18 protein-coding genes are annotated in these 21,526 nt (G+C 40.5%); all 18 read left to right on the top strand.

Annotated features, from left to right (window positions below; all coding sequences use genetic code 11):
• The coding region (locus WCV88_01105; GenBank protein ID MFA6474781.1) for a hypothetical protein at nucleotides 1–423 on the top strand (423 nt) is incomplete at its 5' end.
• A gap of 19 nt (nucleotides 424–442) precedes the next feature.
• Nucleotides 443–2,707, top strand: a complete 2,265-nt coding sequence (locus WCV88_01100) for an immunoglobulin-like domain-containing protein (GenBank protein ID MFA6474780.1) — start codon at nucleotides 443–445, stop codon at nucleotides 2,705–2,707.
• 5 nt (nucleotides 2,708–2,712) lie between these two features.
• A complete protein-coding gene (gene ileS / locus WCV88_01095) occupies nucleotides 2,713–5,529 on the top strand; it encodes an isoleucine--tRNA ligase (GenBank protein MFA6474779.1) in 2,817 nt (938 codons plus the stop codon).
• A gap of 2 nt (nucleotides 5,530–5,531) precedes the next feature.
• Complete coding sequence (gene recO / locus WCV88_01090) at nucleotides 5,532–6,137, top strand: DNA repair protein RecO (protein ID MFA6474778.1); 606 nt, start codon at nucleotides 5,532–5,534, stop codon at nucleotides 6,135–6,137.
• A gap of 7 nt (nucleotides 6,138–6,144) precedes the next feature.
• Nucleotides 6,145–7,842, top strand: coding sequence for a hypothetical protein (locus WCV88_01085; GenBank protein ID MFA6474777.1), 1,698 nt, complete (start codon nucleotides 6,145–6,147; stop codon nucleotides 7,840–7,842).
• 1 nt (nucleotide 7,843) lies between these two features.
• Nucleotides 7,844–8,893, top strand: coding sequence for a tRNA guanosine(34) transglycosylase Tgt (tgt, locus tag WCV88_01080; protein ID MFA6474776.1), 1,050 nt, complete (start codon nucleotides 7,844–7,846; stop codon nucleotides 8,891–8,893).
• Nucleotides 8,877–9,611, top strand: coding sequence for a phosphodiester glycosidase family protein (locus tag WCV88_01075; protein MFA6474775.1), 735 nt, complete (start codon nucleotides 8,877–8,879; stop codon nucleotides 9,609–9,611). Before tgt ends, WCV88_01075 begins: the two co-directional genes overlap by 17 nt.
• Nucleotides 9,612–9,615: 4 nt before the next feature.
• Nucleotides 9,616–9,951, top strand: a complete 336-nt coding sequence (locus WCV88_01070) for a hypothetical protein (protein MFA6474774.1) — start codon at nucleotides 9,616–9,618, stop codon at nucleotides 9,949–9,951.
• A 15-nt stretch (nucleotides 9,952–9,966) separates the two neighbouring features.
• Nucleotides 9,967–10,284: a hypothetical protein gene (locus tag WCV88_01065; protein MFA6474773.1), complete on the top strand. Its 318-nt coding sequence runs from the start codon at nucleotides 9,967–9,969 to the stop codon at nucleotides 10,282–10,284.
• A complete protein-coding gene (locus WCV88_01060) occupies nucleotides 10,272–12,899 on the top strand; it encodes an ATP-dependent Clp protease ATP-binding subunit (GenBank protein MFA6474772.1) in 2,628 nt (875 codons plus the stop codon). Before WCV88_01065 ends, WCV88_01060 begins: the two co-directional genes overlap by 13 nt.
• 1 nt (nucleotide 12,900) lies before the next feature.
• Entirely contained in the window at nucleotides 12,901–13,419 is a 519-nt protein-coding gene (locus WCV88_01055; GenBank protein MFA6474771.1) for a class I SAM-dependent methyltransferase, read from the top strand.
• A 67-nt stretch (nucleotides 13,420–13,486) separates the two neighbouring features.
• On the top strand, nucleotides 13,487–14,503 hold the full coding sequence (locus WCV88_01050; GenBank protein ID MFA6474770.1) for an AAA family ATPase: 1,017 nt from the start codon (nucleotides 13,487–13,489) through the stop codon (nucleotides 14,501–14,503).
• A 16-nt stretch (nucleotides 14,504–14,519) separates the two neighbouring features.
• Entirely contained in the window at nucleotides 14,520–15,611 is a 1,092-nt protein-coding gene (locus tag WCV88_01045; protein ID MFA6474769.1) for a virulence RhuM family protein, read from the top strand.
• Nucleotides 15,612–15,721: 110 nt separating this feature from the next.
• Nucleotides 15,722–17,275 carry a class I SAM-dependent DNA methyltransferase gene (locus WCV88_01040; GenBank protein MFA6474768.1) on the top strand — a complete coding sequence of 518 codons (1,554 nt, stop codon included), beginning with the start codon at nucleotides 15,722–15,724 and terminating at the stop codon, nucleotides 17,273–17,275.
• Between the two features lie 4 nt (nucleotides 17,276–17,279).
• Complete coding sequence (locus WCV88_01035) at nucleotides 17,280–17,909, top strand: hypothetical protein (GenBank protein ID MFA6474767.1); 630 nt, start codon at nucleotides 17,280–17,282, stop codon at nucleotides 17,907–17,909.
• Between the two features lie 85 nt (nucleotides 17,910–17,994).
• Nucleotides 17,995–20,022, top strand: a complete 2,028-nt coding sequence (locus tag WCV88_01030) for a restriction endonuclease subunit S (GenBank protein ID MFA6474766.1) — start codon at nucleotides 17,995–17,997, stop codon at nucleotides 20,020–20,022.
• Between the two features lie 4 nt (nucleotides 20,023–20,026).
• Complete coding sequence (locus WCV88_01025) at nucleotides 20,027–20,695, top strand: hypothetical protein (GenBank protein ID MFA6474765.1); 669 nt, start codon at nucleotides 20,027–20,029, stop codon at nucleotides 20,693–20,695.
• 4 nt (nucleotides 20,696–20,699) lie between these two features.
• The gene (locus tag WCV88_01020; protein ID MFA6474764.1) at nucleotides 20,700–21,524 is read left to right on the top strand and encodes a hypothetical protein; all 825 of its coding nucleotides are present in this window, start codon (nucleotides 20,700–20,702) and stop codon (nucleotides 21,522–21,524) included.
• Nucleotides 21,525–21,526: the final 2 nt, after the last annotated feature.

Below are 21,526 nucleotides of genomic sequence, written 5' to 3'. Positions count from 1 at the left end.
TTTCAGGTGTTTTCTGAACCGGGTACACCACTTGCGGCATTAGTTAGTAATGGTCAGTATGTTATTGTCTTAAACAGTAAAGGTACCACTGTAAAACTAGTGAGTGTAACGGATGGTAGTACAATTCAGACAATGAAAATTCGTAAAACAGCGCAACAAAACAGTAAGTTACTCGTCTATAATTTCTATAATGATGCCAATGAAGAAATAGTTGTAGCCACACGGCGTAACACTACTGTAAAACTATCAGCCTTATCATTGTCGGTTGATCATAAATTAACTAAAGGTAAAACTTTATCCAAAACAGTTAAAGCCAAAAGTATTAAATTAAAACGCAAGGCTAATAATGTGTTAGTGAAACAAGTATCGGCCGTGGTGTTAAAAGCCCGCGTGCAGACCACCGCGACATTACAAGTGATTTAGTGTACACTTAATGTTAAGTATGCCTAAATACATTTCTCCCACATTATTCATAATTATAAATTCTTTATTCTTCATTCCTGCCCTTACTCAGGCTAGTACTTATACAGTTACCAAAACAACCGATACAGCCGATGGCACATGTGATGTCGGTGACTGTTCATTAAGAGAAGCGGTGATTGCTGCCAATGCTAATGCTGCCGCTGATACAATTGTATTAGGTAGTAATACATATACATTAAGTATTACTAATGTTAGTGATGATGAAGATGTTGCCGCGACGGGTGATCTAGACCTGACCGATGCAAATGGTGTTACCATGCAAGGTAATGGTTATAGCAATACAATAATTAGTGCGACGGGGTTGGGAGACAGAGTCTTAGAAATAGCTGCTAATGCCACTGTAATTAATGTCACTTTATCGGGCGGGAATCTCAATGTACCTGATAGCGGTATAGTACAGGGTGGAGGTGTTTTTATCTCGAGTGGTACAGTTAGTTTTTCTGATTGTAAAGTTAGTAATAATAGCATAACGTCATATACTGCGGCCGCTAACGGTGGTGGGGTCTATCTGTCATCACCCGCTACTGTGACTATGACGAATTGTATTATTTCTGGTAATAGTGTGCTAAATCCAGATGGAGCCGGTATGGTAGCTAGTGGTGGTGGCATATTTGTTGATTCCAGTTCAACCTTAAGACTGAGTGCAGTTACTGTTAGTGGTAATACGGCAAATGGTACCAATGCTTATGGCGGTGGCTTAGGTGTTAATGGAGGTTCAGTAACAATCACTAATGCAACAATCAGCGGTAATGCAGTGACCGCAAAAGTAGTAAATGCTGGCGGTGGAGCGATTTATGCGGCGGAATCTGCCACAATTGAAACAGCTTTTTCCACTATTACCAATAACACCGTATCAGGTGGTAGTGATGCCAGTGGCGGTGGAATTTATAGTGCAAATTCAACCGCGTTAAACATAAGAAATTCCATTGTCGCAGGTAATTCTGCAACGACGATTGGTTCAAATTGTTATACTAATTCTGGAGATATTACATCTTTTGGTTACAATATTGCCGATGGTACAAGCTGTTCATCATTTTTTGCGACGGGCGATGCTATTAGTACCGATCCATTGTTAGTTGCTTTAGCTGATAATGGTGGCCCAGTACAAACTCATGCCATTAGTTCGTCATCACCGGCTAAAGATGTAATACCAGCAGTTAGATGTACAGATTATACTTTGGCGGCAGTCACTACTGATGCGCGTGGTGTGCCTCGCCCCGATCATACTAGTTGTGACATAGGTGCCTATGAATTAGATCAAACTGCTCCGGTAATAACTGTGATAGGTTCTAATTCTGTTACTATTGAATACGGTGCAACTTATACCGATGCTGGAACTAGTGTGTTAGACAACTTTGATGATGACGTAGCCGTGTCGGCTTCTAGTATTTCTACAACAACATTAGGTATACAAATTATTACGTTTACTGCCACCGATGATTCAGGTAATGTCGGTACAGCCACGCGCACAGTCAATGTGGTTGATACCACCGCTCCAACGATTACGCTCACTGGAGATAATCCACTCACTTTAACTCAAGGTGATACTTACACTGAACCAGGTTATGTTGTCAGTGATGCCGCTGATGCTGCTCCAACTGTTGTTGTCACCGGTTCCGTTGATACCGCAACAGTTGGTTCATATACTTTAACATACACTGTCACTGATGCCTCCACTAATTCCAGCTCAACTAGGCGTACAGTAAATGTCATATCTCGCGGTGCTGCTACCAATGTAACGACGGCTAATGATGGATCAATTACCATTACCTATGCTGATAGTTCAACTAGAACCTTTACGATTTTTTCCGGTGATACCAAAAAACCCTTAGCGGCTCTAGCCGGTGATGGATTGTTAGTAGCTGTGTTACGCGGTAATGGTCGAGTAGTAAAATTGGTCGATGTCTCGACGGGTGCAATTATCGACCAAGCATCTGTTCGGCGCAAGACACAAACTAACAGTAAATTATTAGTACATAACTTCTATAGTGATGCCAAAGAAGAAATAATTATTGCCACGCGGCGTAATAGAACTGTTAAACTATCCTCATTGTCTTTATCGGCTAATCAGACTCTTACAAAAAGAAAGACAGTTATCACAGTTACAGCCAAAGCCAGAACGATTAAATTAAAACGCAAAGTTAATAAAGTGTTAGTGAAACAGGGTAGCAAAACCATTATTCGGGCGAGTGTACAAAAGAGTGCGGCTCTAGTACAATTGTAGCCATTATGGCCACACCAACCTTCCCAGAAGCGGAGCAAGCCGTGACGGCGTTTTGGAAACAACACCGGGTTTTCGAGCGTTCAGTATCCGAACGACCAATTGATAAGCAGTTCAGTTTTTATGATGGGCCACCGTTTGCGACGGGGTTACCGCACTATGGGCACATTGTGGCGTCTACTATTAAGGATGTCATTCCGCGTTATGCCACCATGCGTGGGTATAGGGTAGAACGGCGCTGGGGGTGGGATTGTCATGGTCTACCAGTGGAGAATCTAATCGAAAAAGATTTGGGTTTAAAAACCAAACAAGATATTGAAGTGCTGGGTGTGGCTAAATTCAATCAGGCGTGTCGCACCAGTGTTCTGAAATACACCACTGAGTGGCGGCAAACCATTGAGCGGTTAGGGCGGTTTGTGGATATGGATAATGATTACCGGACGATGGATCCAGCCTATATGGAATCTGTCTGGTGGGTGTTCAAACAACTCTACGATCAGGGTTTAATCTATGAAGGCAAGAAGGCGATGCACATTTGCCCGCGTTGTGTCACATCACTATCCAACTTTGAAGTGACCTTAGGTTATAAAGATATCACCGATAGTACGGCTTATGCGAAATTTAAAATCATTGGGCAAGATTATGCTTTAGTAGCCTGGACAACCACGCCCTGGACCTTACCGGGCAATTTATTATTGGCCGTGAGCCCACAAGAAAAATATGTGGTGGTTAATACTGCAGACGGCAAAATAGTCTGTGCCGAAAAATTATTAGCCCAAGTTGTGCCGGATGGTCAGGTTGAAAAAACCTTGTTAGGCAGTGAGTTAGTCGGTTTAAAATACGAACCTTTATTTTCGTATTTTAAAGATACTAACCAGGCTTTTCGTGTAGTCGCTGCCGATTTTGTCACCACCACCGAAGGTACCGGCATCGTGCATATTGCGCCCGGTTATGGTGAAGATGATTATCAATTAGGTTTGCAAGAGGGCGTTGAGATTCTGCAACATGTGAACATGGAGGGAAAATTTATAGATGCAGTGACGGATTTTGCCGGTATAGCGGTTAAACCAAAAGATAATTCTAGTAGCACAGATAAAAAAATCATTCAGTGGTTAAAAGACCATAATCAATTATGGCGCGAGCAAGATTACACTCATAGTTATCCGCACTGCTGGCGCTGTGATACACCGTTATTAAATTATGCTACCAGTTCTTGGTTTGTGCGTGTTACCCAAGTGAAAGACAACATGATGAAAAATAATGACACGATTACCTGGATGCCGGAGCATGTGAAATATGGTCGGTTTGGTAAATGGCTAGAGGGTGCAAAAGATTGGGCGATTTCCCGCGAACGCTATTGGGGTGCGCCGTTACCAATTTGGCAAGCTGACGACGGAGAAATAATATGTATCGGCAGTAGCGCTGAATTAGAGCAATTATCTGGCCAAACTATTACTGATTTACATAAAGAGTTTGTTGATTTGATAACCTTTCAACACAACGGCAAATTATTTAAAAGAATTACGTCGGTATTAGATTGTTGGTTTGAATCTGGCTCCATGCCTTATGCCCAAAACCATTGGCTGGGAGGAAAAACTGATAAAGAGTTACCACCTGGTTTCCCGGCTGATTTTATTGCTGAAGGGTTAGATCAAACCCGCGGTTGGTTTTATACCCTCACCGTATTATCAACGGCACTCTATAACCAACCAGCCTTTAAAAATGTGATCGTCAATGGTTTGGTGTTAGCCGAAGATGGTAAAAAGATGAGTAAGCGCTTAAAAAATTATCCCGAACCCAGTGTCGTGTTTGATAAATACGGGGCTGATGCGTTACGGTTTTATTTAATGAGTTCGCCGGTAGTCAAAGCCGAAGATCTACGCTTTTCCGAAAAAGGGGTGGATTTAGTCATGAAACGGGTATTGCTCACACTCTGGAATGTGACATCTTTTTATACGATGTTTGCGGCAGGTAAAACCATTCCGGATAAAGTGACTGCAACTCACATCATGGATAAATGGGTGCTGGCTTACACTCAAGCCGTCATTCGTGATGTCACTCAAGCCATGGATAATTATGATCTGTCGACCGTAACAACTAGGTTGGAGCAGTATATTCAAGCCGTGTCTACTTGGTATATCCGCCGAAGTCGAGCCCGGTTTAAAGATGCCGCTAGTCAAATTGAGGCCTTGAGTACTTTAAAATATGTTTTATTAACCATCTCTAAATTACTGGCACCATTTACACCGTTTATCGCTGAACGCATTTATCAAACACTCAAGCCTGAGGCTATCACCACCGGCGATTCGGTGCACTTAACTTTATGGCCAGATATTCAAGAAAATTTTGTCTCTGATGAAATTGTTTCTAAAATGAATAAAACTAGAGAACTAGTTGAAAACGTACTGGCTTTGCGGGAAAAATTAAATATAAAAATCAGACAACCGTTAGCCACGGTGACATTACCGTCTGGGCTTGATCCAGAATATATAGATGTTCTATTAGAGGAGGTTAATATTAAACATCATAAATATGGTGATGTTGTTGAGATAGATACAACATTAACACCGGAATTAAAAGACGAGGGCATGTTACGTGAACTGGTGCGCAGTTTGAATGCCTTAAGGAAGACATTAAAATTTACGATCAATGATCAAAAAAAATTGCTCTATCACACCACTCCAGCATTAAGCGTTATTTTTCAAAAATATGATGCTGATTTACAAACCAGTATTATAGTTAGTGCCATAGGGGAGAGTGATCAAATTCAAGAACATATATTGAAAGTGAATGGGATTGAGTTAAGTGTGACGTTTAAAGATTAATCATGTCTGCAACAGTTAATACGCGGGGCATCGTACTATTTTACGAACCCTGGCGTGACTACGACCGTCGCTATGTCATCTACACCGAACAGTTCGGTAAGATTCGGGCAACGGCTATGGGTGTGCGCCGACCAACCGCTAAGCTGACTGGAGTGCTAGAGCCTTTTGCCGAAACCGAGCTGTATATTATTTTAGGAAAAAATTATAAATTAGGAGGTGCTACTGTGCAACATCGCTTTAGCCATGTTACTAAATCATTGCCCAAAAACGCCGCCATGCTTTATATGGTTGAAGTATTAGATCAACTAGTAAAAGTAGACGCGCCAGATGAGCGCGTGTATCAATTATTATTTAGTAGTTTTACCTGGCTAGATCACGCCTCGTATTCCAAATTATTGCCTCTTAGTTTTGTGATTAAACTGGTTCATATTTTAGGCTACACTATTGGGCAAGATAAGGTCACACAGTGGTTAGCGGTTAGTCCGTATGAGGATATTCAAAAATTACGCTTAGATCAGCCCACTTGGCAGGCTCTTTATCAAGCCGTGCAACTGTGGTTATACGAGTATATTGGCACTCATGTACAGAGTGAGAAATTTTTAGTATAATGCTCCTATGAGTAAGCGCCGTAAACCAACCGCCACTGAACAGAAACATACTGATTTTGTAAATTTCTATGCCTCAGATGATCCAGAGGAAACCATTGATATGACCACTCTCGAACGCGGTACCGGCAAACAGCGTTGGGCAACATTGGGTGTTAGTGCGATTATTTTGTTGTCCGCCATCGCCGCCGGGCTCGGTTATATGGTGTTTAGTGACAATCGTTTAACAGTCTCACCGAGTGAAGTTACAGTTGCCCTAAAAACTGATTTGAATGATGCACAAACTGTTGCCTCCGGTGATGAAATGACTTTGACTATCACATATAAAAATAACAGCGCCGTCACTTTAACCACTGGTTCAGTTGAATTAGTTGAACCGGATGGGTTTTATGCTAAAAATACTACTAAACAATGGGATATTTCAGATCTTGTTCCTGGTGCGAGTGATAATATTACCGTCACTGGGCAAGTGCTCGGTAAAGTGGGTGACACGAAAGATTTTACGGCCTTGTTAACCTACACACCACAAAATTTTGCTTCCAATTTTCAAACCTCAGCCACTACCAGTATCACAGTGGGGGAATCGATTATTAAGGTTGATGTCAGTGTACCAGAACAGGTGCGCAGTGCTGAAGATATGGAGTATGCGTTTACGATTACCAATTCAGCCTCGTTATCGCTGGTCAATACAAAGGCTGTGCTGCAATTTCCGGCCGGGTTTACTCCCACCACACAAACTAGTGAGTGGACGTTTGATGAAATTGCGGCCAATGAATCCAGACAAATAAAACTAACCGGTACGATGGATACGGACGCAGCTGAAAAACAGGAGTTTGTCTTACAAGTGGGCATTCAAGAGCCGGATGGTTTCTTAAATCTGCAAGCGGAGGATCGTCATACCGTGAAAGTGTCTAACCCTGAATTAGCGCTCAGTTTATCTGGGCCGAGCAGTGTGGCGGCCGGTGGGCAATTAGATTATGACATTAAAGTTAGTAACCCATCCAAAACTGATATTAAAGAGGTGCAGTTACAGCTCGATTTTTCTGGCAACGCCGTGGAAGCCAGCTCAGCTACTTTAGATACCATTGCTACATTGGCACCAGGTGATGAACAAACTTTATCATACCAAGCTCAAGTGAAAGACAATATTCCAGACACCACCAGTGCCATCACCGCCACTTTATCTATCGGCCAAGCCAAAGTAGACGATGCTGAAGTGGAATTTACCACGACAGCCGATGTCACCACCGCCGTGCAAGGGGAGTTTGAGCTCTCCGCTGCTGCGCGCTATTTCGCTGATGATTTAACCAAACTTGGTTCCGGTCCGATTCCGCCGCAAGTGGGTGAAACCACTCAGTATGTAATAATGTGGACGCTGGTCAGCGGTGGTCGAACCATGACTGATTTAACTATCACCACCACGTTGCCGGACAATGTTGAGTTTGTGGCCAGTTCTGCTAATGACATCGCTTACGATAGTAGTACCAGAACCGTAACTTATAGTGGTTCAGCTGCTACCGCCCAATTTACCGTCAGTGTTACTCCAACCAAAACCGATGTTGATAAATTAATGATTTTAACGCATGAGGCCATTGCCGCAGCGACCGATGCAGCAAGTGGTACGGTAGTACAAGCGCAAGCCAAAAAATTAACCACCCATCTCGATACCGATCCTGGTGCGACCGATGATGGCATTGTGGTGAAGTAATATGGTGCTGCCGACCCAACACGGTAATGTCCCATTGCCGGCGTTCATGCCGATTGCCACGCGTGGCACCGTGAAACATTTACACCAAGCTGATTTAACCGCGATCGGTAATGATATTCTGTTGAGTAATGCTTATCATTTATATTTGCGGCCGGGTTTAGACACATTACGGGCGGTCGGTGGGCTGCATAACTTCATGCACTGGGATAAACCCATTCTCACAGATTCTGGTGGATTTCAAGTGTTTAGTTTGGCTCACCTAACAAAAATTACCGCCGAGGGTGTACGGTTTAATTCGCATATTGATGGTGCCGAACACATGTTCACACCGGAGTTATCCATGGAGATTCAAGCGGCGATTGGTTCAGATATCCAAATGTGTTTTGATTATTTTCCGGGGTATCCGGCTAGCCGAGCGCAAGCCGAACAATCAGTCGCTCTCACTACCGCTTGGGCCAAACGTTGCTTAGCCAAAAAACAGGATAAATTATTATTTGGCATTGTCCAAGGTTCAAGTTTTGCGGATTTACGTAAACAATCCGCCGCTGAGTTAGTGGCGTTAAATTTAGATGGTTATGCCGTGGGCGGTTTGGCCGTAGGGGAGCCGGTTGAAATAATGTATGAGATGTTAGAAGCCACTGTGCCATTATTACCCGTCGATAAACCGCGATATTTAATGGGTGTTGGACAACCGGAACAAATTTTAGAATCAGTCAAAAGGGGTATAAATATGTTTGATTGCGTCTTGCCCACTCGTAACGCGCGTCATGCCCAAGCCTATCTACACTTACAACCAGATTTGATAGATTCTAAATTAGAGCAAGTTTTTTTTGAACGAGTTAATTTATCCGCCAGTAAATTTCAACTAGATACCACACCGTTAGATCAATATTGTCATTGTACTACTTGCACCTCTGGTTATACCCGAGCTTACATACGTCATCTTTTTTCTGTGCAAGAACCGTTAGCTATGCGTTTAATTACAGTCCATAATGTATCTTTTTATATTGAATTAATGTCTAGTATTAGAAAATATGTCTCACACGATTAAATATTTATTGTTAGTAATATTAATCAGCACTGGGTGTAGTGCTGAAATTGAACCGAATCAGGTGGCCTATAAAGACTGGACAAAAGTGCAACCAGGCGTGCAGTTCAAACAAGTTTTAGAACAAGCTGAATTATTTGATATCATTAAAATTGATCCAACTAAAGTGGATATTAGTGTTAAGGTAGATGAAACTACACCACTATCAGTCGCCGATTGGCAAACTAAACTTGATGCGACAGTAGTAATAAATGGCAGTTATTTTGACGAAGCTTATCAGTTGGTTACTAGAACACAAACCAACGATCAAACTTATGGACCGTTATTAACTGGCCAAACGGGGGCATTTTATCAAGTAGCTAGTAGTTGGCAGCTAGGTAATATCAAAGATGTTGCTCTGTCCGATACTAATCAATTAATTCAATCTTATCCAATTTTAGTAGAACAGGGTGAAGCTTTGGTTGAAGACAGTAATGGCGCTGTGGCGCAGAGAACTGTTGTAGCGCTGGATGCGTCCGGTAAAATATACTTTATAATTGCTGAACATGGGGTATTAACTTTACAACAAATGGCGACCATCATAGCAGCGTGGACGGAGCCAAATATAGAAACAGCTTTGAACTTAGATGGGGGCACATCGACTGGTTTGGTGATAGCCAGTGACGCGGTTAATTATAGTGATGATTCATTTGTCGTACCATCGGTGATTGTGCTACACTAGGCCTATGTCTCAACATTATCAAACCAAATATAAACTCGATACGGCTGTTGCCATCATCTTTATTTTTGTTGGCACAGTCATCATTAGTACCGTTTTTGGCATGATGCTGTTTCCTGTCTTTACCCACGTTTGTGCCGAACAGCTTTTATTAGGTGTCGCGCGGATTGGTTACGGTGGCATTGCCGTGGCTTTTATTGGTGTGTGTTTGGAAGCATACAATTTATATGAAATGCATAAACAACACGTGGCTGTAGTGATGGCCGCCAGTATTGTTGGAGTAGTCATTACCAGTTTAATGATTCATTATTTGGCGCAAGCTTATTCTTGTACCGTGTTATGACGAATTTAGATTGATATGGTTTTGCTGTGGTGGTACAGCACTGGGTTAGTGAGCTTGTTACGCCAAGTGCGTGATCAAATTACGTCATTTGCGCAATCGTTGAATTTGGGCACACTCACTAAATATTTATTTGTACCCATGTATGGTTATAATGATATTTGGAGTCGGATTATTAGTTTTTGCGTGCGGCTCGTGCAGTTTGTTATTACTGCCATAATAACTTTAGTATATATAGTAATTGAGCTATGTGGAGTAGTGATTTGGTTATTGGCACCACCGGTGGTAATTGGTAATTTAATCTATCAGATAATCGGTTTGTTATGGATCCAGTAATACTGCGTGCCCCACACCAAACTACCGAATATCCAGTAATTGGCATATATGATGATGATATTATTTACTGGCGCCAACCGCACCATGGTTTGCACCGCTATTGGCATTGGTTGATCCACGGCTTTGATTACGTCATAAATTTTTTGCTGATTCTGTTAGCCATGGCCGGTATTATTGCCATTTACCCATTGCTCACTAGTTTAGTCGGGGAAACCTTCGCTTATGAAAAATTCTTTAGTGAGTTATCCTGGGAAAGATTAGTGTTCTGGGTATCAGTGTTAGCGGATATAGAATTATATTATCGGGTGGAACGAGCTTTACATCGCGTGAAAAACATTACTGTAGTGCAAGCCTTACAGAAAATGCCGACCGTAGTAAATGATTGGGAAAATATTTCCCCATTAGTGCCAAAATTAGGGATCAATGCCGCGCAATTTGTGGCTGGTGATACGCAACGTTTAGTTGATCAAATTTCACATTTAACTACCCCGGCACAACTTGCCACTGTCCTGATTGATCACCCCGATGTGCGCGCGGCTTTATTTAGATTAGAGTTATACATTCCGGATATCAAAGCCGGTTGTCAGCGTGTGTCACAACGCCAAGATGAACGCTCACAAACTACTTATCAAGAAGCGATGATTTTAGCGTACTGTGAAGCCCGCGCTAATAAACGGCCACATATTAGCCCGCTCGAAATGTTTGTTGGAGCAGTGTTGGCCGACCCATGGTTAATCGCCTTATTAGAAGACCATACTGTGACAGTAGATCAATTGCGTCACGTGGTGCATTGGGGGAATATTGTGCGCGATGTTTTGCAACACGAACGCTCCCGCCGCAGTTCAGCGCGCAACAAACCGAAGACGACTATGAATCGAGCCATGACCGCCCGACCGACTAAACTGTTAGATGCAGTGTCGTTTGATTACACCCTGCAAGCTAAGGCGAACCAATTCACACCCGCCATTGGCCGTGACCATGAAGTAGCTGAAGCGTTTCGAATTTTACAAGAGGGGAACAGTAGTGTGATGTTGTTAGGTGAACCAGGCGTTGGTAAAACCACTATTTTGGAAGGCATCGCCGAATTAATGACAGCCGAACATGTGCCTGGCCCGTTGCAAGATAAACGTTTGGTAGTAACAGACCCTGGTGCCATTATTTCCGGTGGTGGGCAAGCCGGTGGTTTAGAACAAAGAATGGAGCAACTCATTCATGAAATCATCATGGCCGGAAATATTATTTGGTGTATCGAAGATATTCATACTTTATTAGGCGCCGGTTCAACGCAATCTAGTATCGACATTGGTAAGATATTAATGAATTATATTTCGCAGGGTTACATTAAAGTGATCGGTACAACAACGACACGGGAATATCAACACTATCTTGAAAAACAAGAAGCCTTTATGCGCCGGTTTCAAGTGGTACATGTGCCCGAGCTAACACCGGATAGTGCCATTTTAGTGTTAGAAGGTCGCGCACCATTTGTGGAAAGTAAGTATCAAGTTTATTTTACTTATGCTGCGTTATCGGCTTGTGTAGAATTAACCGAACGGTTTATGAAAGATCGTCATTTACCGGCCAAAGCCATTGCCGTCATGGAAGAAGCCGCCATTCTCGCGCGCGAACGAGCTAAGGGCACAACTTTAGTAACCAAAGAACATGTGGCGGAAGTGGTGGCAGAAAAAACTAATGTATCTGTCACCAGTCTCACTGAATCTGAAGCACAAAAATTATTATTACTTGATCAAACCTTGCATGCGCGCGTCATTGGCCAAGATGAAGCTGTCACCGCCATCGCTCATGCTTTACGCCGGGCGCGAGCCGATGTGCGTGATACCACCAGACCAATTGCCTCATTTTTATTTCTTGGTCCTACCGGGGTGGGTAAAACCGAAACGGCCAAAGCCATCGCTGAGGCTTATTTTGGGGCTAGTAATAGAATGATTCGTTTGGATATGTCTGAGTATAGTGCCGCCAAGAGTATCGATCATCTGATGGATTTTTTAACTGAGGCTATTCGGCAAATGCCCTTTGCCATTGTGTTACTCGATGAGTTTGAAAAAGCCAGTCCGGAAGTACACAATATATTTTTACAAGTGCTCGATGATGGCCGCCTGACTGATGCGCAAGGTCGCACGGTGGATTTCACCAATGCTATGATTATTGCCACCTCCAATGCGGCTACGATTGAAATTCAAGAGTCATACCAACAAGGTTTAACCCATGATGATATCCGGCAACATTTGCTCGATGATGGTGTGCTCCAAAAATTCTATCGCCCAGAGTTGCTCAACCGGTTTGATCACATCGCCATCTTTACACCGCTGGAAACGCATGAACTGTTAGCGGTGTGTGAGTTACTGTTGCGTCAGGTCGGTAAGCAATTACGCGACAAGGGGATTGTGTTTCGTTGGACAGCCGAAGCCGTGTTGGAGCTAGCCAAACTAGGTTATCATCCGCAATTTGGGGCGCGGCCATTGCGGCGTTTGATTCAAAATCGCGTGGAGGATGGCATTGCCGATTTATTATTGAGTGGTAGTTTAAAGCGACGCGATATTGTGGAATTACAAATGGGAGGGAAATTAACTATTTATCCAGCCGAACGCATGTAATATGTGGGCATATTTAATTTTGATTATATTATTAGCGGCCTTATTACCAGTGGCTTTCGCCGGTTTATCCCTCGCCCCCTGGGTACCAATGTGGAAAAAAGATCTGGAACGGGTAATGCAATTAGCCGAGCTTAAACCCGGCGAAACATTTTATGATTTAGGTTGTGGTGATGGCAAAGTGGTTTTGTATGCCGCCCGGCACTATCAAGCCAACGCGATTGGTGTAGAAATTGCCTGGCCATTATGGTTAGTGTGTCAAATAAAAAAACTACTAATTTGGACACCCAAGGCTAAATTTAAACTTGGTAATTTATTCAAAACCAACGTGAGTGATGCTGATGTGGTGTATGTGTTTGGTATGCCAAAAACCATCCAACAAAAACTCCAAGCCAAACTCGACCGCGAACTAAAACCCGGTGCCCGGGTAATTTCCTACAGCTTTGCTTTTCATGGCTGGGAACCATACAAAAAAGACAAACCCACCAAGCACGATTTAACGATTTATTGTTATAAAAGGTAAATAAAAAAGTACTTAATTTTTAACGAGTTTGTTTGGTAAATATCATGGGGTGTGTTAGTATGCATTTATGAAATTCACGCGTACAAAAAAACTCATTTTTGTTAATAATAAAGGGGGTGTTGGCAAAACCACTATGGCCTTTAATTGTGCTGTGTCCTTTGCTAAAGCTGGCTATAAAACGGTGTTGGTAGATCTTGATCCACAGTGCAATCTAACTCGTTTGACGATGGGCGATCAGTATTATGAAAAAAATCTTTTTTCCAGTCAGGAAAAAACAATTTACGATGTTTTACATGGGGTTATTAATGGTGGAGCCGATATTGATTTGTCTGTAAATTTTATGCCGGTTAAGTCGTATAATAATCTGTCTTTATTGAAGGGTGATATTAATCTATCCGCGTATGAAGCTTTATTGATAAATGCTTATGGGCAAGCGGCGGCCGGACAACAAATTGGTTATTTTCAAACCAGTGCCATTGATCGCTTTTTGCGAGAAAAAGGTTTGCATGAAGAAATTGATATTTTTATTATTGATACTTCTCCCAGTTTGGGATTGTTAAATCAAATGATCGTGTTGGGTGGTGATTATTTTGTAGTACCAATGATGCCGGATGCCTTCAGCGTTCAGGGGATTGAGAATCTTGGGACGGTCTATGAAAAATGGAAAAACTCATGGAAAGTAACCGCTAAAGCCTTGTCGGGAAACACGGAAACAAAATTTGTTTTACCAGGTGATCCGTTGTTTATTGGTTACATTATTAATTCATATAATGTTTATGGAAAACAACCGATCGTCGATCATCGCGCTTGGATGGAAAAAATTCCAGACAGAGTGAGAATATTTCTATCAGAAAAGCATTGTCGCAATGGTTTAGTGCAAGCGAGCTGGAAAAATCCTCTACAGATTATTCAAGATTATGGTCGGATTCCAGAGAAATGTCAGGAATTAGGTAGCGCGATATTTGATCTTGATCCAAATCTGGTTGATGCACATCAAATCGGCACCAAAGAAAATATTGAAAAATCGCAAGAAGAATTTACCGCCCTAGCCAAAGCGATTTTAGGAGTGCTTACTGCCTATTAGTATCCGGTACATTGCTATGAATAAAAAAACTGATATAGAAAACATTGATCAGCAGTTAATGAACTGGCGGAAACAATTTAACAAAGAAATTCCAGAGCGGATTGGTCTTGCTTTCTATACAAATGATGATGGAGAGGTTGAGATTGAAGTCTATATGACTGATGAAAGTATGTGGATGAGTCAGCAAATTATGGCGCAACTTTTTGGTGTAGAAGAACATACTATCACTTATCACATTCAGGAAATATACAAAAGCGGAGAATTAGAAGAAAAGGCAACTACTCGAAAAATTCGAGTAGTTCAAAAAGAAGGAAAACGACAAGTCAATCGTGAAATTCAATTTTATAATTTAGATATGGTTATTTCTGTCGGTTATCGCGTAAATTCTATTAAAGCAACCCAATTCAGAAAGTTTGCCACGCGAGTGCTCCATGAATATATCCAAAAGGGCTATGTTCTCAATGATAGCCGATTTAAGCAAGGACGAAAGTTTGATGATGGATATTTCAAAGAAATGCTGGAACGAATTAGAGATATTCGCCTCAGTGAACGCCGTCTTTATTTACAAATTACCGATATTTTTGCGCTTGCTTCGGATTATGATAAAAGCAGTGTTATTACAAAAGAGTTTTTTGCCTTTATTCAAAACAAATTACATTTCGCTATTGCCGGAGGAACTGCGGCCGAAATAATTTATGAACGAGTAGATGCTTCAAAAGAAAATATGGGATTGACCTCATGGGCACATTCTCCGAACGGAAAAATTTATAAAACAGATGTTACAATAGCAAAAAATTATCTAAAAGAAAAAGAATTGCACAGATTGAGGCTTGCAGTGAGCGCCTTTCTTGACTTAGCCGAAATAAGAGCCGAGCGACAACTACCTACAACAATGCAAGATTGGATTGGTTTTATGAGCGGTTACCTTGATCTTAATGGTTATCCTGTGCTGGAAGGATTGGGGAAAGTGAGCAAAGAACAAGCTGATGAAAAAGCTCTTGATGAGTATTCAAAGTTTCGAGTGATTCAAGATCGCAGTTATGAAAGCGATTTTCAGAAAATGCTGAAAGATGTTGATGAAAAATCAAAGCCCAAACCAAAGAAATAACTATGACTAAAACTTACAATAACATTGCCAAAATTGTCGTCAGACAAAATGCTTCGTACGGCGTTTTTTTGATTTGATTTGTGGGGGGAGTGTGGTAGGATAGGTGGGACATGGGAAAGAAATCAACTAAATCTACCAGTGCAAATGTTGGCTTTGAAGAGACACTCTGGTCTCTAGCCGATAAAATGCGTAACAACATGGACCCGGCCGAATACAAGCATGTGGTGCTTGGTTTGATTTTTCTCAAATACATTTCTGATTCATTCGAAGAAGTCTACAAAGTTATTAAAGTCGATGCTGACTATTACGAAGGCCAGGAGGAAGACAAAGACGCCTATATTGCTGAAGGCGTGTTTTGGGTGCCAACAAAGGCTCGCTGGGAATATTTAAAAGCCAATGCTAAGAAACCAGAGATCGGCAAACTTTTAGATGACGCCATGATCGCCATTGAAAAAGATAATCCGAGTCTTAAGGGTGTACTGGCTAAAAACTACGGTCGTCCTGATCTTGATAAAGTTCGTCTCGGTGAACTCATCGATCTTATGAGTTCTATCGGCCTGGGCGATAAAGCCAGCCGTAGCAAAGATGTTCTCGGTCGTGTCTATGAATATTTCCTCGGCAAATTTGCCGGAGCTGAAGGTAAAGGTGGAGGACAGTTTTATACTCCCCAATGCGTGGTTAAATTACTTACAGAAATGATTGAGCCCTACAAAGGACGGGTGTACGATCCTTGTTGCGGTTCCGGTGGTATGTTTGTACAAAGCGAGAAGTTTATTGAGTCCCACGGTGGTCAGACTCACGACTTGGCTATTTATGGTCAGGAATCAAACCCAACAACGTGGCGTTTGGCAAAAATGAATTTAGCTATTCGTGGTATTGAAGCCAATCTCGGAGAAAAGAATGCTGATACTTTTCATAACGATTTACACAAAGACTTAAAAGCCGATTTTATTTTGGCTAATCCTCCATTTAATGATAGCGATTGGAATGGTCAGTTACTCAAAGACGATGTCCGCTGGAAATATGGTGTGCCTCCGGCTAGCAATGCCAACTACGCGTGGATACAGCACATGATTCATCACTTGGCTCCAACTGGCATCGCCGGTTTTGTATTGGCCAATGGTTCACTTTCTACTAACACCTCCGGCGAAGGAGACATTAGACAAGGTTTGATCAAGAATGGTTTAGTTGATTGCATTGTCGCTCTCCCAAGCCAGTTGTTTTACACGACACAGATTCCAGCTTGTTTGTGGTTTGTCTCTCGCGATCGCTATGATCACAAATTCCGCAATCGCCACGATGAGATTCTGTTTATTGATGCTCGCAAAATGGGAACGATGGTTACTCGCAAAAATCGAGAGCTTATCGATGAAGATTTGAAAAAGATTACCGGCATTTATCATGCCTGGAGAACTCCTAAAGGAAAGTATGAAGATGTAAAAGGTTTCTGCAAAGCGGCCAAAATAGCAGACGTTGAAAAGAATGGGTTTGTCCTTACGCCCGGCCGTTATGTCGGCTCGGATTATGTAGAGGAAGACTACGGAACTTTTGAAGATAAAATGACTAAAATTACAGTCGAACTTTCAGGTCAGTTTAAGCAGTCGAAAGAGCTGGAGGATAGGATAAAGAAAAATCTCAAGAGTATTGGGTTTGAAATAAAATAATTATATGAAAGAGAAAATAAAATCATCAGCGGTAATTGTTTTAAAAGTCATTATATTTTTTGGCTTTCTAATACTACTTTATGCTGGCTCTCTTTACATTTTCAAAAACATATCAGACGTACTTGCAAAAAACATATTGGAATATATCAGAGCTTTGGCATGGCCAGTCGTTGTGCTTTTGATAGCATTTACTTTTAGAGTTAATATTGCTCAGCTTATTGAAAGAATGGAGGAGTGGGAAATACCTTTTGTTGGCAAAGGAAAAGCTCATGGTGTATTAGCACAACAGCAAGAAACAATAAAAACAGATGTTGTTGTTGCTCAAAATGAGGGTGAAGACTTTAAGGCAATAGTGACCACCAAAGAAGCAGAAATCACAGCATTGAAAGATAACTCCCAACAGCTAGTTGAAAAGCTTACACGAGCACAAATAGAACTTGATTTTGAAAGAATTTACAATATTATTTTTGCAAGTCAGGTTGACTTACTATTTAAGATCAACAACTTTCCTCAAGTAGAGTTTGCTTACATAACTGATCATTATACAAAATCTCAACAGACCGCATTGACGCTTCTTAAGGACTGGACTGTTTTTCAATATATCCAATTTTTAATAACCAATCAGCTGATTTAATATAAGGTAGATACAACGATGGTTTCAATTACCCAGAAAGGACGAGCTTTTATCTCCTATCTCGCAGTAATGAATTATAAGAAATATGGCATCTAATTTAACAACAAAATTTAAAGAGAATAATGTTGGAGCTATTCCACAAGAATGGGAAGTAAAAACATTGGGCGATGTTTTGGAAATAACTTCCAGCAAGCGAATTTTTATGTCGGAGTATGTTAACTCCGGCGTTCCATTTTATAGAGGCAAAGAGATAATAGAAAAAGCTAACGGTGATAGAGACATATCTACTCAATTATATATTAGCGAAAAAAGATTTTCTGAAATTGAAGATAAATTTGGTGCTCCCAGAGAAGGTGATATTTTAATGAGTTCTGTCGGTACATTGGGAGTATCTTATCAAGTAGGAAAAAATGAGAGATTCTATTTTAAAGATGGTAATTTAACGTGGTTTAGAAATTATGCAGAGAATATATGGCCTATTTATATTCAATATTGGCTAAGATCTCCTGTTGGACAAAGAAGTATTTTATCAACTGCAATTGGCTCAACACAGCCAGCACTTACAATTGATGGTTTAAAAAAGATTGTCTTGGCTCTTCCTCAAAAACAAGAACAAAAGAGAATTACTGAAATTCTTTCCTCTCTTGATTACAAAATAGAACTTAATCGTCAGATAAATGATAATTTAGAAAAGACAGTGAGTATGTTATTCAAACGATGGTTTATTGATTTTAATTTTCCAGACAATAACGGCAAACCATATAAAACCAGTGAGGGAAAAATGATCGAGTCGGAATTGGGCGAAATTCCAAATGAATGGCAATTAAGATTAATGACCGACTTTGTAAATATCGATAAGGGATTATCTTACAAAGGGTCTGATTTAAATGATGGAGGTAAAAATCTTTTGATCGGTTTGAAATGCTTTGAAAGAGGTGGAGGATTTAGAGCAGATGGCACGAAGCGTTTTGCTGGAGAATTCAAAAAACAACATCTTCTAAATGCTGGTGACATCATCGTTGCTATGACAGATTTAACGCAGGGAGCGGAAGTTTTGGGTAAGCCGGCAATTGTCCCAAATATTAATGATGCGGAACATCTCGTCGCAAGTCTTGATATTTCCATCTTAAGACCAAAAACTCAGCAAATAAGTAAGGCTTATCTCTATACGCTTTTTATGCGACAGGAAACACAGGATTATCTTTTTGGTTATTCTAACGGATCAACAGTTCTACATCTAAGCATAAAGGGCTTAAATGAGTTTAAGTTGGCTATTGCACCCGATGATATTTTACAAAAATTCAACGGCATCATCGAGCCAATTTTTAGCCAGATACAAATTTTAAATGATGAATTACAAAATCTTCAGACAATCAGAGATTCACTACTCCCACGTTTGATGAGCGGAAAAATAAGAGCCGGACAAGATGTTTCAATTCAAAACAATCTATCGGTTTACCTGAACAACCTTTATTCAAAAACAAAAGACTCTAGATTAGCTGACCAAAACGTAAAGGCTATAATTTTAAAGCAGATGGATGACGCCTGTAAGATTACTGGCTTGTCGTTTGCTGATCTCTTGCAACGACTAGATTTTAAACCGAACGACATAACCATTGAAGCCCTTGAAGCTTTTTTGGCGGAATTAAGGTCTATATTTTGGTTACGAGATTTTGGTTTTACAAATATCAATCCACTTCAAGCAGGGAAAACTACTCAGCCAGATTTTACCGCAAAATTTAAAGACAAAATATGTGCCGTAGAAGTATTTTGTCTTACGCAAACGCACGAACAGCAGAAAGATTCTAGACTGAATGTTTATGTCAATTTTGATCCCAGCTTTAATGGCTCAAAGTTTGGACGTGATTTTATAGATAAAGCAAATAGTAAAAAGAAACAGCTAGACTCTGTTACGGCAGATATAAAAATATTGTTATGCGTGGTAAATTCAACGCCAATGGTAGCTCTCAATACGAAAAATGAATTTGATTCTCATTTGAAATCACTATACAAACAACTAAATTGGGGCAACGGGTATCACCTAGGTTTATTAACCGGAGTCCACGCAAATGGAATCGCGAGTGATACAATCTTTCCTAAAATTTCGAAATAAGAATATGAGCGATATTGACACAAACTTAATAGCGACATTAAAAAAAGATATCAAAGAAATTACTGATGATATTTCTGATTTGATGTGGGACCGGAAAATGTATACTGAATTTGTTGACATTGTAACTAACAACTCAAAAATAAATACGACAAATGCTTTTTATGATTTTATTAAAACCGGCTACGTTTCGCATATAATTCTTGGTATATGTAGACAAATTGATAAGGATGAAAGATCTTTAAGCCTATTTAATCTATTAAATAAAATATTTAATAATTCAGAAAAAATTACAAAGAAGTGGTACGCTGACCAGTATAAAAATACCGCGCTTAATGAAAAATTTGGTGAGATTCATTTTAAAGAACATTTTGGCAATCTCGATTTTATTGATCCGACAATTATATATGCTGATCTTGGGAATCTTGTTTTTTATACAAAAGAAATAAAAAAGTATCGTGATAAGCGGATTGCTCATGTAGACAAGGGCGTTGTCACTTTTGATAAAGATTTCAGTTTTACGACTTTAAATAAAGCGATTGATGTTATTGAAGAATTAGGCAAGAAATATTACCTCCTGCTTCATCAGGGTGGATTTGATACTCTCTTACCTACAGACACAACCAGCGATTACAGAAAAATATTTTATGAACCGTGGATGACTAAGATAAATTAAATTTATGGAAGTTTTTATAAACAAATGGCAGACATTGATTGGTAGTGCTCTCGGCCCTTTTCTGGCCGTCATTCTTTCGGCGATTGGTTTCTGGATTAAATCAGCCACCGAAGAGAAGAAAGAGCGCAAGGAATTTTTGCGACGGATTGAGATTAGTGTCACTCGAAGCTTAGATGATACATATAAAACGCGACAAAAACTTCAATATTTTGTTTCAAGATTACGCACACTAATAACTGAAATAAGGGCGGTCACTGACCCTTACCATTTTTCCCTCGAGAGTATAAATTTTCCGACGATGCGTGATGCTTATCGAGATATAGAGGCGCCAAGTTTTAAGGTTAAGAGCTACTACTTACATAATAAGATTTTGTGGATAGACGCCGGAATCAAGGAAACAAGCGAAACTGTTGCCAGTTTGAAAAATGACTTTGCTGAACTGCAGAGAAAAAATGAACTGCATATTATCTTGATGAGGCAAAATCAAACTCCTAATGCTAATCTGCAACGAGAAGAGTTTGCCGCTAATTTAGAATCGTTTGCTAATGCAATAGATGATTTTGTGAGCAGATTCATAAAACAAGGCATTGAGATAATGACTCAAGTTAAAATTTATAACGACCATTTGCGTAAAAAGCGTGGCTATTGGTTTTTATGGAAGCACGAGGGAACAAAGCTAAAATACTTTCGCGATAAAAATGAACAAAAAGCTTTCGCCAGAAATCTTGACTCTCTGGATCGTATCGACAAAGTGATTCAAAAGGAGGTCGAGTCCTCAATACAAGAAGCCGAGAAACGAGGTCAAAAATTAAAACAAGAAAATACATAAAA

It is taken from the genome of Patescibacteria group bacterium, from assembly GCA_041665365.1.
Taxonomy (GTDB): domain Bacteria; phylum Patescibacteriota; class Patescibacteriia; order UBA9570; family UBA9570; genus UBA9570.
This window is presented reverse-complemented; position numbering and strand designations above follow the sequence as displayed.